17 protein-coding genes and 1 pseudogene are annotated in these 15,330 nt (G+C 36.8%); 6 read left to right on the top strand and 12 right to left on the bottom strand.

Going from position 1 to position 15,330, the window contains the following annotated elements; all coding sequences use genetic code 11:
• Positions 1 to 61 precede the first annotated feature (61 nt).
• From C7H19_RS10835 to C7H19_RS10820, 4 genes are all read right to left on the bottom strand, one after another.
• Positions 62 to 982, bottom strand: a complete 921-nt coding sequence (locus C7H19_RS10835; protein ID WP_106456898.1) for an AAA family ATPase — start codon at positions 980 to 982, stop codon at positions 62 to 64.
• 63 nt (positions 983 to 1,045) lie between these two features.
• The gene (locus tag C7H19_RS10830) at positions 1,046 to 1,972 is read right to left on the bottom strand and encodes a bifunctional riboflavin kinase/FAD synthetase (protein ID WP_106456897.1); all 927 of its coding nucleotides are present in this window, start codon (positions 1,970 to 1,972) and stop codon (positions 1,046 to 1,048) included.
• A gap of 51 nt (positions 1,973 to 2,023) precedes the next feature.
• Positions 2,024 to 2,878, bottom strand: coding sequence for an MBL fold metallo-hydrolase (locus tag C7H19_RS10825; protein ID WP_106456896.1), 855 nt, complete (start codon positions 2,876 to 2,878; stop codon positions 2,024 to 2,026).
• A 220-nt stretch (positions 2,879 to 3,098) separates the two neighbouring features.
• Positions 3,099 to 3,677 (bottom strand): DUF1802 family protein, encoded by a 579-nt coding sequence (locus tag C7H19_RS10820; RefSeq protein WP_106456895.1) that lies wholly within the window; start codon positions 3,675 to 3,677, stop codon positions 3,099 to 3,101.
• 63 nt (positions 3,678 to 3,740) lie between these two features.
• Here C7H19_RS10820 and C7H19_RS10815 point away from each other — a divergent pair, with 63 nt between their 5' ends.
• Positions 3,741 to 5,024, top strand: a complete 1,284-nt coding sequence (locus C7H19_RS10815; RefSeq protein ID WP_106456894.1) for a TldD/PmbA family protein — start codon at positions 3,741 to 3,743, stop codon at positions 5,022 to 5,024.
• Here C7H19_RS10815 and C7H19_RS25630 read toward each other — a convergent pair whose 3' ends face one another.
• From C7H19_RS25630 to C7H19_RS10795, 5 genes are all read right to left on the bottom strand, one after another.
• Complete coding sequence (locus tag C7H19_RS25630; RefSeq protein WP_181280582.1) at positions 5,025 to 5,201, bottom strand: hypothetical protein; 177 nt, start codon at positions 5,199 to 5,201, stop codon at positions 5,025 to 5,027.
• Positions 5,202 to 5,257: 56 nt separating this feature from the next.
• The gene (locus C7H19_RS10810) at positions 5,258 to 5,719 is read right to left on the bottom strand and encodes a DUF29 domain-containing protein (protein ID WP_106456893.1); all 462 of its coding nucleotides are present in this window, start codon (positions 5,717 to 5,719) and stop codon (positions 5,258 to 5,260) included.
• 22 nt (positions 5,720 to 5,741) lie between these two features.
• On the bottom strand, positions 5,742 to 6,323 hold the full coding sequence (locus C7H19_RS10805) for a YqaA family protein (protein ID WP_106456892.1): 582 nt from the start codon (positions 6,321 to 6,323) through the stop codon (positions 5,742 to 5,744).
• Positions 6,324 to 6,538: 215 nt separating this feature from the next.
• Positions 6,539 to 6,997, bottom strand: a complete 459-nt coding sequence (locus C7H19_RS10800; RefSeq protein WP_342752274.1) for a Uma2 family endonuclease — start codon at positions 6,995 to 6,997, stop codon at positions 6,539 to 6,541.
• 105 nt (positions 6,998 to 7,102) lie between these two features.
• Positions 7,103 to 7,378: a hypothetical protein gene (locus tag C7H19_RS10795; RefSeq protein WP_106456891.1), complete on the bottom strand. Its 276-nt coding sequence runs from the start codon at positions 7,376 to 7,378 to the stop codon at positions 7,103 to 7,105.
• Positions 7,379 to 7,726: 348 nt separating this feature from the next.
• Here C7H19_RS10795 and C7H19_RS10790 point away from each other — a divergent pair, with 348 nt between their 5' ends.
• Positions 7,727 to 8,158, top strand: coding sequence for a DUF3574 domain-containing protein (locus tag C7H19_RS10790; RefSeq protein WP_146136510.1), 432 nt, complete (start codon positions 7,727 to 7,729; stop codon positions 8,156 to 8,158).
• A gap of 102 nt (positions 8,159 to 8,260) precedes the next feature.
• Positions 8,261 to 9,259, top strand: coding sequence for a glutathione S-transferase family protein (locus C7H19_RS10785; protein ID WP_106456889.1), 999 nt, complete (start codon positions 8,261 to 8,263; stop codon positions 9,257 to 9,259).
• A gap of 24 nt (positions 9,260 to 9,283) precedes the next feature.
• Here the strand turns inward: C7H19_RS10785 and ahcY are convergent, their stop codons facing one another.
• Positions 9,284 to 10,561 carry an adenosylhomocysteinase gene (gene ahcY / locus C7H19_RS10780; RefSeq protein WP_106456888.1) on the bottom strand — a complete coding sequence of 426 codons (1,278 nt, stop codon included), beginning with the start codon at positions 10,559 to 10,561 and terminating at the stop codon, positions 9,284 to 9,286.
• Between the two features lie 196 nt (positions 10,562 to 10,757).
• Between ahcY and C7H19_RS10775 the strand changes: the two genes are divergently transcribed.
• The 3 genes from C7H19_RS10775 (at position 10,758) to C7H19_RS26730 (ending at position 14,373) form a co-directional block, all read left to right on the top strand.
• Positions 10,758 to 13,841 (top strand): efflux RND transporter permease subunit, encoded by a 3,084-nt coding sequence (locus tag C7H19_RS10775; protein WP_106456887.1) that lies wholly within the window; start codon positions 10,758 to 10,760, stop codon positions 13,839 to 13,841.
• 102 nt (positions 13,842 to 13,943) lie between these two features.
• Positions 13,944 to 14,207: a hypothetical protein gene (locus tag C7H19_RS10770; protein WP_106456886.1), complete on the top strand. Its 264-nt coding sequence runs from the start codon at positions 13,944 to 13,946 to the stop codon at positions 14,205 to 14,207.
• Positions 14,191 to 14,373, top strand: a complete 183-nt coding sequence (locus tag C7H19_RS26730; protein ID WP_245927450.1) for a type II toxin-antitoxin system RelE/ParE family toxin — start codon at positions 14,191 to 14,193, stop codon at positions 14,371 to 14,373. The genes C7H19_RS10770 and C7H19_RS26730 overlap by 17 nt, the downstream gene beginning before the upstream one ends.
• 177 nt (positions 14,374 to 14,550) lie before the next feature.
• Here the strand turns inward: C7H19_RS26730 and C7H19_RS10760 are convergent, their stop codons facing one another.
• Positions 14,551 to 15,117 carry a Uma2 family endonuclease gene (locus tag C7H19_RS10760; protein WP_106456885.1) on the bottom strand — a complete coding sequence of 189 codons (567 nt, stop codon included), beginning with the start codon at positions 15,115 to 15,117 and terminating at the stop codon, positions 14,551 to 14,553.
• A 99-nt stretch (positions 15,118 to 15,216) separates the two neighbouring features.
• A pseudogene (locus tag C7H19_RS26725) lies at positions 15,217 to 15,330 on the bottom strand (photosystem II q(b) protein); the annotation flags it as partial.

Below are 15,330 nucleotides of genomic sequence, written 5' to 3'. Positions count from 1 at the left end.
TACCATCTGCCTTAATAGTCACTATTTTTACTGTAGACGCTACAAAGCAGATTTGTGGTTCTCATGCGGCGACTTTTTCGATGGGAACCGAGTCTAAAAGCTTGCGTACAATTGTTTTAGTCTGACGACCACTCACGGGAATAATACGATGAGAAAATACATAAGGTACTAAAAACTTGACATCATCGGGAATTACATAATCTCGATGTTCGAGGAACGCATAAGCTTGGGCGGCTTTTTGTAGTATTATTGTACCACGCGGACTAATTCCTAGACGTATCTCATCATGATGACGCGATGCTCTAACTAAATCTAAAATATATTGCTGAAGTGTCGCAGTAACTTTGACTCTTGTAACTTGTTGTTGTAATTCTCTCACATCTTCTAGAGAAAGACAGGGTTTTAATTCATCTAAATTTATTTGTCCTTGATGCTTTTGTAACATCATCAATTCTTCTTTTTCGGTGGGATAGCCTAAACTTAGAGAAACGGTAAATCGATCCATTTGGGCTTCTGGTAGTGCAAATGTTCCATGATGTTCAACGGGATTTTGAGTCGCAATCACAAAAAATGGCGTTTCTACAGAACGAGTTTCCCCATCAATAGTGACTTGTTTTTCTTCCATCACTTCCAGTAAAGCGGACTGAGTACGAGGAGTAGCGCGATTAATTTCATCAGCGAGTAAAATATTACTAAAGATTGGCCCTGGCAAAAATTCAAATTCTCTTTTATTTGGGTTCCAAATATTAGTACCTGTAATATCCGTTGGGAGCAAATCGGGTGTACACTGAATTCGTTGGAATCGTCCATTAATCGCTCGTGCTAAAGACTTTGCTAACAGGGTTTTACCGACTCCTGGGACATCTTCTAGTAAAGCATGACCTCCACTGAGCAAAGCAACAATCACCAAATTTATCGCATCCGTTTTACCGACAATCGAATAACTCAGATGATCAATTAAATCGTCTATCTTTTGTCTCATAGATCTAAGGGTTTTTCATTAGTCTATTGTTAAGTTGCCCAATTCTGACCGTAGAGTTCACACTTAAACTGCTAAAATTTTTCTTGCTTGGTCACAGTCTCTGATGATTTGGGCTTTTAGGGCTTCTAGAGAGGGGAATTTTTGTTCAGGACGCAGGAATTTTTCTAAGCTAACGGTGAGAGTTTGTCCGTATAAATCCCCTTTCCAGTCTAATAAATGTACTTCGATTGTGGGTGAAGAGCCTTCTACTGTGGGACGACAACCTATATTCATGACTCCAGGTAGGGAAAATTCGTCTTTTAAACTGACTTTGACACAATAGACCCCAAAACGAGGTAATAATTTTTCGGCGGGTAATAACAGGTTAGCAGTGGAAAAACCGATCGTCCGTCCAATTTGTTGTCCTTTGATGACAGTACCCATTAGACTGTAAGAACGTCCTAACATTTGGCTGGCTTGTTCCATATCACCATCGGCTAAAGATTGACGAATCCGAGAACTACTGATACGACTATTGAAACAGGTTAAGAGTGAAGTAATTATAACTTCTGTATTATATTTTTTGGCGATCGCTTTTAACTCTTCGGCGGTTCCCAAACGTTTATAACCAAAGCGAAAATCTTCGCCAACGCTAACCCGTTTCGCAGCAAGTTTACCGATTAAAATTTCTTCGACAAACTGCTGAGGACTCAAAGACGCTAATTCTTGATTAAATGGAATTAAAACCAGTTGTTCAATGCCCAATTTCTCTAAAATTTGATTTTTTTCGGGGAGAGGGGTCAAAAGTTGCCGTTTTTGACCACTAAAAAACTCTTGAGGATGGGGACAAAAAGTAACAACGGTCGAATGAAGGGACGTTAACGTTAAATTAGAAGACAAAATTGGCTCGAAAACGCACTGATGACCCAAGTGTATGCCATCGAAGTTACCTAAAGCGATCGCATTTGGTGTCAAAAGAAGAGGAGAAGTCAGAGAATTTACAATCTGCACGCTTTACATTTTTACACAATAAATGTCTTATCTTAACTTTAACAGTCTATCCTAGTCTGAGCGGGGGATGAGTTCGATCGATAAACCTTCTCTAGCCAAAATCGTATGAGGAAAAGCCAAAGAAGCTTGTTCACCAATTTGATCTAAAACAACATCATCATGAGCCGGATCGTGATGAAATAAAACTAACTGCTTAACTCCTGCTGCTTTAGCAATTTTAACCGCTTCTTCCCATGTCGAATGACCCCAACCGATTTTTGTCGATCGTGGATCATAATATTCTTCATTAGTATAAGTTGCATCAATAATCAATACATCGGCATTAAGGGACAACCGAAGCACATTTTCATCTAACCTATCGGGAAAATGTTCTGTATCGGTGATATAAGCAGCGCTCAAACCTCGCCAATTAATCCGATAACCGATCGCCTCCCCAGGATGATTTAAACTAGCAGTATCAAGAGATATATCGCCGAGTTGTAATGTTTCCCCTGCTTCTAAGTCATAAAACTTTAAATCGGCTTGCATAATCTGAAGCGGAACGGGAAAATTAGGGTGTAACATCTGAGCATGAAGACGCTGTTTCATGGTCGCACAATTTGGGGCTGGTGCGCCATAAATCCTAAACTCATTACCTTTGACGAAAGCAGGGACAAAAAAAGGAAAACCTTGAATATGATCCCAGTGAGAATGAGTAAAAAATAGATGGGCTTTTACAGGCATTTGTGACAAGAGAGATTGTCCTAAAATCCGTATTCCTGTTCCTCCGTCAAAAATGAGTCTTTCACTGCCGACTTGCATTTCGACACAAGAGGTATTACCACCATAGCGCACGGTTTCTACTCCGGGACAGGGAATACTTCCTCTAACTCCCCAGAATTTGATGTGAAATCTGTTGTCTATCATAAGCGAAGTGTCGAAGCAAGGAAAACTGGTTAAGTCAAAACAATCAAAAAACTTCGATTATTCTATTAAAACATCAAATTTTTGACAATGTACCATAGCTTAACTTCAATAGTCAGCATTTTTCCGACAGATCAGACTAAATATTACAAATTGCAGGATTTTTTTGTAATTTTTTTCACACAGATGTAATACAAACTATTTTTTTCTACAGTTGTCGGTTTTAGTGGGTGCATTGTAGTGCAATGTCTTTAACTCTTTCCTGATACTCTTCATTTTTCAGTACTGCAGTACTTGACTCTAAAGAAATGGGTTCTAATAAATTAATCCAAGACTGACACCCTCCGTATGTAGGATCATAGGGAATGTGTAAAGCTTCGGGTAATAAATAAACTCGCAGTAAAAGTAGGTGTAAAGGTTGTTTTGGTTTCCAGTTTAAACGATCGCTGACTAATTTTTCATTCCAGATATGATAGGGAAGCAGTTGATTAACGATGTTTTCTTCAGTTACGGTTAAAATATCGGTAATTTGCGCCCAACTACTAATTTTAATCGTGTCGGGATGCCAACCAGAAGCTACAGGAGTTACGTTTGCTGCATATTCGGGTTTAAGTAATTCTGGTTTTTGGTGTTCGTAGGTGGGATAGAGTAATACTTGTTCGTATTTAATGCTAAATTTGCCTTTTTCTTCTTTAATTCCACCTTTACGCAATAAGAGTATTGTTTCGCCCTTTTCTAATGCTGTAATTGCGGTATCCCATTCTTTGAGTGCGTGGGTTAGTCTTGTAATGGTTGATTGCATTGATTGAATTCCAAACTCGCTTATGATCAAAGATAACCCATATAAATTGTGTTCTGAACAATCATGACCCTAGAAGCACAACAACTGATAGACTTAGCATTAAAATCAGGTGCGTCTCATGCTGAAGTATATCAGTCTCGTTCTTTGTCTCGTCCTGTTTTTTTTGAAGCAAACCGTCTTAAACAGCTAGAAAGCGCCGAAGCGGAGGGAACTGCTTTAAGATTATGGAAAGATAATTCCCCAGGGTTAGCGGTTGCTTATGGGGAGGTTGAACCCAAAATATTAGTAGAAAAAGCGATCGCCTTATGTGATCTTAACCCAAAAGAAACGATAGAATTAGCAGATGCTCGTACAGATATTCGTCCTAATGTGGGTGAGTCGATCGCTACAGAAAAATTAGTCGAATTAGGAAAAGATGCAATTAATCAAATTCGAGATGTTTATCCAGATGTTATCTGTAATGCTCAATTAGATAGTGAAGTAGAAACAACACTTTTAGTCAATTCCCAAGGTTTACATTGTGAGTATACAGATACGTCGGTTAGCTACTATGTGGGTGTGGAATGGGTAAGAGGTGAGGATTTTTTAGGGGTTTATGATGGAGAATATACCAGAGGGAAAATTAATCCCCATGCAACGATTCAACAGTTATTACAGCGTTTACAATGGGCTAAATCTAATGTAGCGTCTCCAACGGGTAAAGTTCCTGTTTTATTTACAGCAAATGCAGCAACAATTTTATGGGGTACTGTTGCATCGGCACTCAATGGAAAGTTAGTCAAAGAAAAGTCTTCCCCTTGGAGTGATAAACTAGGCGAAGGTGTTTTATCGGATTTAATTACGCTGTCGCAACAACCAAATTTATCACCTTATGATTATCCTTTTGATGATGAGGGAACACTAACTCAGTTTTTATCGTTGATGGAAAAAGGAACCGTAAAACAATTTTACTGCGATCGGACAACGGCTAGATCTTTAAACACCGAAACGACAGGTAATGGTTTTCGTCCAAGTTTAGGAAGGTATCCAACTCCTGATTTAGTTAATCTCGTTGTTGAACCTGGAATGGGTACTTTAGAGAATCTAATCGAGCAAATCGATCATGGTATTATTATTGATCAAATTTTAGGCGGTGAACCGGATCTATCGGGTGATTTTTCGATCAATATTGATTTAGGTTATCGAGTGGAAAAGGGAAAGATTACAGGACGAGTTAAAGATACGATGGTTGCAGGGAATGTTTATACGGCACTCAAACAAGTTATCACACTCGGAAGCGATCGGACTTGGAATGGTTCGTGTTACACTCCGTCTATCATCGTGGATGGTTTATCTGTGATTAATTAGTTACTTTGCTTTCCATGTGCCACCATAACGGTAATGAGGATTATCTTTCGCTAAAACCTCCCAACAGGAAGGACAAACTAACCGCCATTTTCCACTATCATCATCCTGTATGCGGTAACGAATTGTAACAAGTGCTTGACATTTTTCACAAGCTTTCAATTTTAAATTTTTAATCATGCTTCTATTTTCAACCTCATGACGTATATCGAAAGGGTTTGGAGACCAAACCCCTACTATTCAGGAAAATAATCAGAATTTAGAAGCTCATCGGGACTATAAGGACATTTTTCAGGAAATACAGTTGTAGAGAGTTGTGTTTTAGAAATTGCTTTTTTTCTTGCTTTAGCATAAACAACATCAATTCTTTGCAAAAAATAATTATAAAGTGTTTTTGATGAAAAAAGTAACTCTAATTCATAACGAAAATTATCAATTTCATCCTTCCAACCTTCTCCACATCGTTCTCGTTCTTGTATCCAATAGGAGTATAGCAAAAGATGAATCAGTAATTGTCGTAAATAGCTGTCAACTTTGTTTCTTTGCTCATTTCCCAATGCTTCCATCTCCTCTATTAAATGAGGTAAGTCTAAAGACTCAATTTCTTGACGCTGTAGTTGTTTAAGGGTTTCATCGAGCCAAAGAACGTAATCTTCATCGTATAATTGTTCAATGGCGTACTTTAACTGAGTTGTCATTAACCCACCTCTTAAAGAAGATTTAAAAGAATTTTAAAAGAGCAAATCCTAAAATTAAGACAGCCAAAAATCCCCAAGCTAACCAATCAAAATACTTATCAATCCATACTTTAATTGTAGCTCCTTTCCAATAGATTAATCCTGCAACAAGGAAAAAACGAAAACTACGTCCGAGAATAGAAGCTAAAACAAATTGAAAGAAATCAAACTTAAAGACACCAGATGCAATGGTAAATACTTTATAGGGAATAGGTGTAATAGCTGCGACTAAAACTCCCCAAAAACCCCAAGTATCGTATAAAGTTTTAACTTGATTAAAAACTTCCTGATGAGGGTCATATAAATTGAGTAACCATTGACCTATTGTATCAAAGGCAAAAACTCCGATCGCATATCCGGCTATTCCTCCTAAAACTGAACCGACTGTACAAATTGTCGCAAACTGAAAAGCAGCTTTAGGTAACCCGACACAAAGTGCAATTAGTAGTACATCTGGTGGAATGGGAAAACAAGAAGACTCAACAAAAGCTAAAATAAATAATGCCCAAACACCATAAGGCGTATCACTCCAACTAATGACCCAGTTATAGGCTTTTCTTAGCATATCAATAAAATATAAAAGTTATACATGATTAAATTTTATTTAATATAGCAGATTTTCTGACAAGTTGATTATTTTGATTTAATCTCCCATTAAAATTATTTAAGGGTTTGATTTTATAGACTTACTTGATCATCAATATCGGCTAATGTAATTTGTAAATCAAGTGTATTTAAAATTAATAGATCATTTTCATTTTTATATTCTTTGAAAATCCATTAATTTTCGCTTGTTTGATAATATTGGTCAATTAAAAGATATTCTTTAACGGTCAAAATTGTACGATAAGCAGCGAACTTTTCATCTTTATCAAAGCTTCGAGTAGATTTAGATAAGACTTCTGCAACAAGCATCGGATTAGTAATTGTATCATTTCTTCCTTGGGCTAATTCTACTTCTCCAGCAACAACCATTACATCAAGATAAGTATAAATACGTTTTTCGGGAATCCATACTCGTAAGTCAGTTACAAAAACTTCATAGGGCTTTCGTTTTAAAGCAGAATACAATTCTGAAAATAAATTACCAGTAATTTTATTATGATTCGGGGTTCCACCTGGCATAAGAATAATTTTTCCATCGATATAGTGATGACGTTCGTCTGAAGCAACTTCTAATTCTAGATACTCTTCGGAAGTATAATTTGTTTTTTCTAAAAGCTTTTCAGGTGCTTGCATATATTTTTTACCGTAAATCAAAAGGTGAGCCTTAGCCCACCCTCGTTTAATTCTATCGATTGATCGATAATATGTATTTAATGCCTAAGTCAAATCCAGCCTATCTTAAGCTTGGAGTTTTGAGGCAAATATCACTAGCAACACCACTAAACCTAGAAAGCGTCGGAAGTAGTTCACCCCTTGAAACAGTTCTAACCATGCCCAAGTAAATATACTCCCAAAGGCTAACGTGTCTAAAATTAGATAAAAATTGCCTTCGGGAACTATGAATTTTAGTAAAGTTGCTCCCAACCAAAGTAAGATAGGTAAATTGGGCTTTTGAGCAATTACAATATTGCCCTCGTCATCTCGAAAAGTTTTATCAAATAGAGTATTGTCCATCGTTAAATCATGCACCAGAATTAATAATTGTTCTAAAATCTGTTAGCATTCTAATAAAGTTTTAAGATTTAAGACCTACTTCTTAAGAGAGATTCACTAGTAATAGATTTCATCAAGCAGAAGAAGGCAAGAATTTAGGGAAATCGCTTCTTCAGAGAGATTCATTAGCTAGGGATTTAATCTGTATGTAAGAACTTAGAGTATTTATTTAACACCATACTCAGAAATTTTAGGCTTATATGAATCGATTTATACTCTATTGGAAATTAGCTAGAATTGTTATATTAGTAAATTAAATTTTTAGCTCAAAATAAAACATAATTATCAAAAAAAATCTGAGGTAAAAACTTGAAAACTTACTCATTGCCTTTTATTCTGTGCTTATCTTTGCTTAGTCCTCTAACACCTACGCATTTTTTACAGATTTCTCCAGTGATGGGTCAAGAAGTATTAGACCCTCAGAAAAAAGAATGGATTAAGGTAGAACTTTATTTTGGTTTATCATCAAAAACAAGAGAAATTAGTGAGCAAGAATGGCAACAGTTTCTTAATTATGAAATTACGCCACGTTTTCCAGAAGGATTAACGGTAATAGATAGTTATGGTCAGTATTTGCATTCTGAGGGGTGCCTCGTCAAAGAAAGAGCAAAAATTGCCATTATTCTTTTAAAACAACCGTTGAATGAGCAAAAAATACAAGAAATCATCGAATTATTTAAAGAAACTTTTCAACAAGAATCCGTTTTGAAAGTTATTACACCTGTACAAGCTGAATTTTAATATAAAGAAATATAAAGCTTGACGGAAAAGCAAAAACTTAATCCTGAAGACAATATTAGAGATTCAAAACCTTAAATTTCGGATTGCAGTTAGGTGATAATTATGACATCAGGAATAATGATTAAAGGCAAATGGACAACTAACAGAAATTTAGTAGATTCGAGCGGGAAATTCATTGAGATACCGACAACGTTTCGCTCTTGGGTAAGTGCAGATGGACAAAGCGGTTTTAAAGCAGAACCAGGACGGTATCATCTCTATGTTGCCTTAGCTTGTCCTTGGGCGCATCGTACCTTAATTATGCGAGAACTTAAAGGATTAAATGATATTATCTCACTTTCTATTGTCGATCCGATTATGAGCGATCGAGGATGGAAATTTTCTTCAAACACGGGTGCTATTCCAGATTCTATTAATCACGCTCAATATTTGCAAGAGATCTATCTCAAAGCTGAACCCAACTACACAGGAAGAATTACAGTTCCCGTGTTGTGGGATAAGCATACTCAAACCATTGTCAATAATGAATCTAGCGAAATTATGCGGATGTTTGACGTAGAATTTGCTCATTTGGCAACACAGAAAATAGATTTATACCCAAGGGAATTACAGCAGAAGATTGATGAAACCATTGAGATAATTTATCAAATCAATAAAGGTGTCTATCGTGCTGGTTTTGCCACTTCTCAAGCAGCTTATGAAGAAGCAGTAAGGGAACTATTCGAGCATTTAGACCGATGGGAAACCATTTTAAGTAAACAGCGATATTTATGTGGAGAACAGCTTACTGAAGCTGATATTTGTTTGTTTGTAACGCTGTATCGTTTCGACTCAGTATATTATAGTCTTTTTAAATACAATTTAAGGCGAATCCTCGACTATGAGAATCTTTGGAATTATCTAAAAGATCTCTATCAAATTCAGAGGTTTAGAGTAACTTGTAATATGGAACATACGAAACGCGGTTATTACACCAGTATGACTGAAATTAATCCCAATCAAATTGTACCACTGGGGCCAATCATTGATTTTGATGAACCGCACGATCGCATCGCGCTTTTACAGCTTTTAATAAAAAAGGTGAGCATTAGCCCACCCTAATTTAATTCTATCGATTAATTGAGATTATGTACCCGATGTCCAAGAGTTAATATAATTAATTTGTTCAGCAGTAAGGCTATCTATTGAAATACCCATCGCTTTTAATTTTAGAGCGGCGATATCTTGGTCAAGTTCAGTAGGAATAGAATAAATTCCTGGAGCAAGTTGACCTTTATTTTTGACTAAATATTCACATCCTAAAGCTTGGTTAGCAAAACTCATATCCATTACTGCGCTGGGATGTCCTTCAGCAGCAGCAAGGTTCACTAGACGACCTTCACCTAAAACGACAATTGATTTACCATTGGGTAAGCTGTATTGTTGGGTAAAGTTGCGAACGTCTTTAACTTCGGTTGCTTTTGCACCTAATGATTTAAGGTCAATTTCAATATCAAAGTGACCAGAGTTACACACCATCGCACCATCTTTCATCATCTCAAAATGTTCGGCGCGAATCACGTGCATATTACCAGTAACAGTCACAAAAACATCACCTTGGGATGCAGCTTCAGACATTGGCATCACCCGGAAACCATCCATCGCCGCCTCGATCGCTCTTACGGGGTTAATTTCGGTTACAATCACGTTAGAACCCAGTCCACGCGCCCGCATTGCCACACCTTTACCACACCAACCATAACCGGCAACAACAACGGTTTTACCAGCTAATAGAACGTTGGTGGCACGAATGATACCATCTAAAGTAGATTGACCTGTACCATAACGGTTATCAAAGAAATGTTTAGTTTCTGCATCGTTGACGTTGATAGCGGGGAAACTAAGAACACCATCTTTGAGCATTGCTTGTAAGCGAACAATTCCTGTAGTGGTTTCTTCGGTGGTACCAATAATATCGCTGAGTTGATGTTTGCGTTCTTTTACTAGAGTTGCCACAACATCGCAACCATCATCAATAATAATATTGGGTTTGTGGTCAAGTGCAATTTGGACGTGACGGTGATAGGTGTCGTTGTCTTCGCCTTTTATTGCAAAAACGGGAATACCGTAGTTAGCTACTAAACAAGCTGCTACATCATCTTGAGTCGATAGGGGGTTGCTGGCGATAAGAATAGCATCTGCACCACCCGCTTTAAGAGCAATAGCAAGGTTAGCGGTTTCTGTAGTGACGTGGCAACAAGCAATTAGGCGAAGTCCCGCGAAAGGCTTTTCTTGGGCAAATCGTTCGGTAATTTGACGCAAAACGGGCATTTCTCTAGCTGCCCAGTCAATGCGCTGTTGACCCATAGACGCTAAAGAAATATCTTTGATATCGTATTTTTGTTTAATAGGGGTAACGGTCATAAAAAAGTATCCTTGATTAATGGTCAATATAGAGTTAACTTAACTTAACATCTTCTTAGATATTTTAGAAGTCTTTACGACATAACTCATCTGTGTGTCAAATATCATTCGTAGTTCATTTGAGCCTTTACTTGAGATAGAGAGTCTAAAGATTAACATTTGTTATCTTATGTAAAGAGAGTAAACTTCAAAAACCATGCCATCTTTTAGCAGACTCGCTATCCGCAACCATATCGGGACTTTAATGCTAACCTTGGCGTTGGTTGTTCTCGGTGTTTTCTTTATTTTTCGTCTTCAAGTTGACCTTTTGCCGTCTATTACTTATCCCCGTATTGGTTTAAGAGTCGATGCGCCTGGTATTTCCCCAGAAGTCGCCATCGAAGAAATTACTAAACCCCTTGAAGAGGCTATGAGTGCTACAGAAGGAGTGATACAAGTGTATTCAAGCACTCGTGAAGGTAGAATTAGTCTAGATCTTTTCTTTGCATTAGGGGAAAATGTAGACCAAGCTCTCAATGAGGCGACTGCGAGTTTAAGTAGAGCGCGATCGACTTTACCTGATAGTATAGAGGAACCGCGATTATTTAAGTTTGACCCGTCTCGGCTACCTGTATATGAATTTGCTTTAAGGTCATCTACTTTAAGTCCTTTAGATTTGCGAATTTTTGCCGAAGAAGAATTAAGTCGAGAGTTAAGTATTGTTTCTGGTGTCGCTGCGGTTGATGTTTCTGGTGGCGTTAATGAAGAGGTTCAAGTTAATCTTGATTTACAACGATTACAAGCGGTTGGTGTTGGTTTAAATCAGGTTTTAAGCGCGTTAGAAGACCGAAATTTAGATACAGCAGGTGGGCGTTTAGAAGGAGAAGCGGGAGAACCTGTAACACGGACAAGAGGGAAGTTTCAAAGTATTTCAGAAATCGAAAATTTAGCTTTAAATGTTAACTCAGAGCGGATTTATTTAAAAGATGTTGCTAATATTGTAGATGGCTCCGAAGAGCAAAGAATTTTTGTTTCTCTCAATGGTAAACCTGCAGTTAAAGTTAGTATTCAAAAACAACCTGATGCGAATACAATTGCTGTTGTTGATAATGTAAAAAAACGTCTTGCAGAGTTACGTTCCAGAGGTTTGATTCCAGAAAATATCGATTTTGTTGCGACAACTGATGAATCGATTTTTATTCGCAATGCTATTAGTAATGTTATTTCTTCGGGTTTAGTCGGTGCAGCATTAGCGGGTATTACTGTTTTATTCTTTTTAAAATCTCTACGTCAAACTTTAATTATTTTAATTGCGATTCCCCTAGCTTCGTTGACAGCTATTATCTTAATGCAGTTATTTGGTTTATCTTTAAATGTATTCAGTTTAGGGGGATTAGCTTTAGGGGTTGGTATTGTTGTTGATAACTCAATTGTTATGTTAGAAAATATTGCCCTTTATCTGCGTTCTAATCATCCTGATGAAGTGATTCATGCAGCCGAACAAGGTAGCCAAGAGGTGGAATCTGCTTTAATAGCCTCGACAGCGACTAATTTAGTTTCTGTTGTTCCATTTTTATTGATTGGTGGCTTCTTTTCGCTTTTATTTAATGAAATTATTTTAACGATTAGTTTTGCGGTTGCAGCGTCTTTATTAGGGGCGTTAACGGTTGTGCCGGTGTTGAGTTCGCGGTTGTTTACAATTAAAGCAACAAGTGGTATTTCTAAGTTTTGGTTACTGAAAACTTTTAATCAGAAGTTAGACGGATTTGAGCAAGTTTATACAAAGTTTTTAGCAAAAATATTACAATATCGTTGGTTGACTTTAATTTTAGCTTTTATCATTTTGGGTGGTAGTAGTCTTTGGATGTTTCAACGAATTCCTCAAGAAATTATTCCGAGAATTAATACAGGTCAAGCTAATCTTTTTGTTCAGTTTCCCCCAGGCACGACGCTAAAGCAAAATGTAAAAGTGATGACAGCTATTGATCAAATTTTACTAAAACAACCTGAAACAGAGTATGTTTTTACGACCAGTGGAGGTGCTTTATTTGGCAATAATTCGACCGAAAATTTATTACGTGGTACTAGCACAATTACTTTTAAAGAAGGAACGAATGTAGAAAAGTTTGTCGAGCAAGTCAATCCAAAATTAAATCAGCTTAATTTAGTCGATATTCGAGTACGTTTAACACCAGGACAAGTGAGAGGAATTATTTTAACTAATTCTCCCGTTAATAATTCAGAAATTGATTTAATTTTACAAAGTCAAAATGAAGAATTATTAAATAAAGTAGGACAAAATGTTTTAAATTTATTAGATGAAAAAGTAGACTTAGCACGTTTTCGCCCTAATGCTGATCCTCAAGAAACTGAAATACAAATTAAACCTGATTGGACAAGAATTGAATCTTTAGGATTAAGTGCAAGAGAAATCGGAGAAACAATTCAGACTGCAATAGAAGGCACTATTGCTACTGAATTACAAAGAGGAGATCGCTTAGTAGATATTCGCGTGCAACTCGCCGAACAAGACCGAAATAATATCGGCCAATTGGCTAATATACCTTTATTTCTTGCAAATAATTCACCGTTAAATCTACGAGATATTGCAAATTTTACCGAGGGACAAACACCAGCAGAAATACAAAGAATTAATCAGCGTCAAGTTTTTATTATTTCAGGTAATTTAGCCGAAGGAGCAAAATTAAGTGAGGCATCCGCGCAAGTTCAACAAGTAATTTCAACGATTAATTTTCCAGAAGGAGTAAATCTTTTACCAAGTTCTACGGCTGAATCAACACGTCAATTGCAGTCATCATTTAAAATATTAGGCGGATTAGCTATTTTTCTCGTTTTCGTTGTTATGGCAGTTCAATATAACTCACTCATTGATCCTCTAATTATTATTTTAACCGTACCTTTAGCCTTAGCGGGTGGTATTTGGGGTTTATTTATTACCCAAACTCCGATTAGTGCTATGGTGGTTGTTGGTGCAGTTTTATTAGTAGGAATTGTCGTTAATAATGCGATTATTATGGTAGAATTAGCCAATCAATTAAAAGAACAATATAACCTCAGTCGTCGTATCGCTATTCTAAAAGCAGCCCCACAAAGATTACGCCCAATTTTAATGACAACAATTACAACTGTTTTAGGTCTTTTTCCACTCGCATTAGGTTTAGGTGCAGGAGGCGAATTTTTACAGCCCCTAGGAGTTGTTGTCTTTTCAGGTTTGTCTTTAGCTACTCTGCTAACTCTTTTTATTATTCCTTGTTTTTATATTTTGTTTTCAGGTAAGTAATATTATTTTATTTTATGAAGATAATAGATTGAATGTAGGGTTAGGAAAACCAAACCCATAAGATTTGATATAATTAAATAAATAATAAACTTTGTATAACTTATGCTAAAAACGGTCGCAGGAATTTATCAAAATGGACAAATTGAGTTAACTGAACTTCCTCAAAATGTGAGCGATCGTACTCAAGTTCTAATTACTTTTTTTGATTCTAGTAAAATTCATTCAATTAAATTACGCCAACTGATTGAGCAGTTAGAAACGATCGCAGGTATTGAGCAAGGTTTTGAGGAACTCAACGCAGGGAAAAATCGCTCTATCGAAGATTTTGTTCAAGAAATGCAGCAAAAATATGACATTTCAGGTTAAAATCACCCCCATTGCAGAATCTCAGATTGAAAAAGTTTATTGCTGGTATCGAGAGCAAAACCCTGACTTTGCTGATCGATGGTTTCGAGGATTGATGAATAAAATTGCCACTCTACAAGAGAAACCACAACGGTGTACTTTAGCAGTTGAAAGCGAGATTTTTTGAGAAGAAGTGCGTCAACTTCTGTATGGAAAATCTAAAGGCATTTATCGAATACTTTTTACAATTCGAGAGCAAACAGTTTATGTCTTGTACATACGCCATAGCGCCCAAGCTCCACTTACATCGATTGATTTAGAGGAACTAGATAACGAAGGCTAGAATAAACAGAATTCAAAAAATTTAAACTTTTCTCTTTAACCAAGAAAAGACATCATCAACAGTAATCTCTAATTCTAAACCTGATAATATAGGTAAAAGCTCCCCACCTGAAAACTCAATCGGAAGCTTTTCAGGTTGAAAAACTAAAATAATTCGTTCTTCTGGATCGACTAACCACCCTAACTGACTGCCATATTTTAAACAATGTAAAATATTACGAATAACTTTTGTTGTTTTTTGTTGTGGTGAAAGAATTTCTACAATCCAATCAGGATAAATATTAAAAGCATTCTCGATTTCTCCATTGTCATCAAAAGGAATTCGCTCCCAAGTAAAAACAACCGCATCAGGAACAATTGATCGCCCACCAAAAGTACAACGAAGTTCAGGGAAAGCCATCGCAATTTGTCGATCTTCTGCAACTTCATTAATAGCATTACAAAACTTTAGCTGAAGTCGAGAATGTTTTCCTTGAGGCATCGGTTTTTGAGTAATAATACCATCAATAAACTCACGCGCTGGTTTAGTCTCAGGAAGTTGTAAAAAGTCCTCTAGACTTAGTTGAGGAGTGATGATTGAAGTAACCATCTAAGCTAATTTCTTCAAGTTTCTGCTATTCTAGCAACAATATCCCAAAAACAAAAAGCACCCCATTTACTGGAGTGCCTTCTGTTGGAATCTCAAAGATTAACCATTGATTGCGGGTGCGCTTAGAGGTTCAGCAGAAGCTAAATCTAAGGGGAAGTTGTGAGCATTGCGCTCGTGCATTACTTCCATACCGATACCTGCGCGGTTTAATAC

This window comes from Aphanothece hegewaldii CCALA 016, from assembly GCF_003007785.1.
Taxonomy (GTDB): domain Bacteria; phylum Cyanobacteriota; class Cyanobacteriia; order Cyanobacteriales; family Microcystaceae; genus Chroococcus; species Chroococcus hegewaldii.
This window is presented reverse-complemented; position numbering and strand designations above follow the sequence as displayed.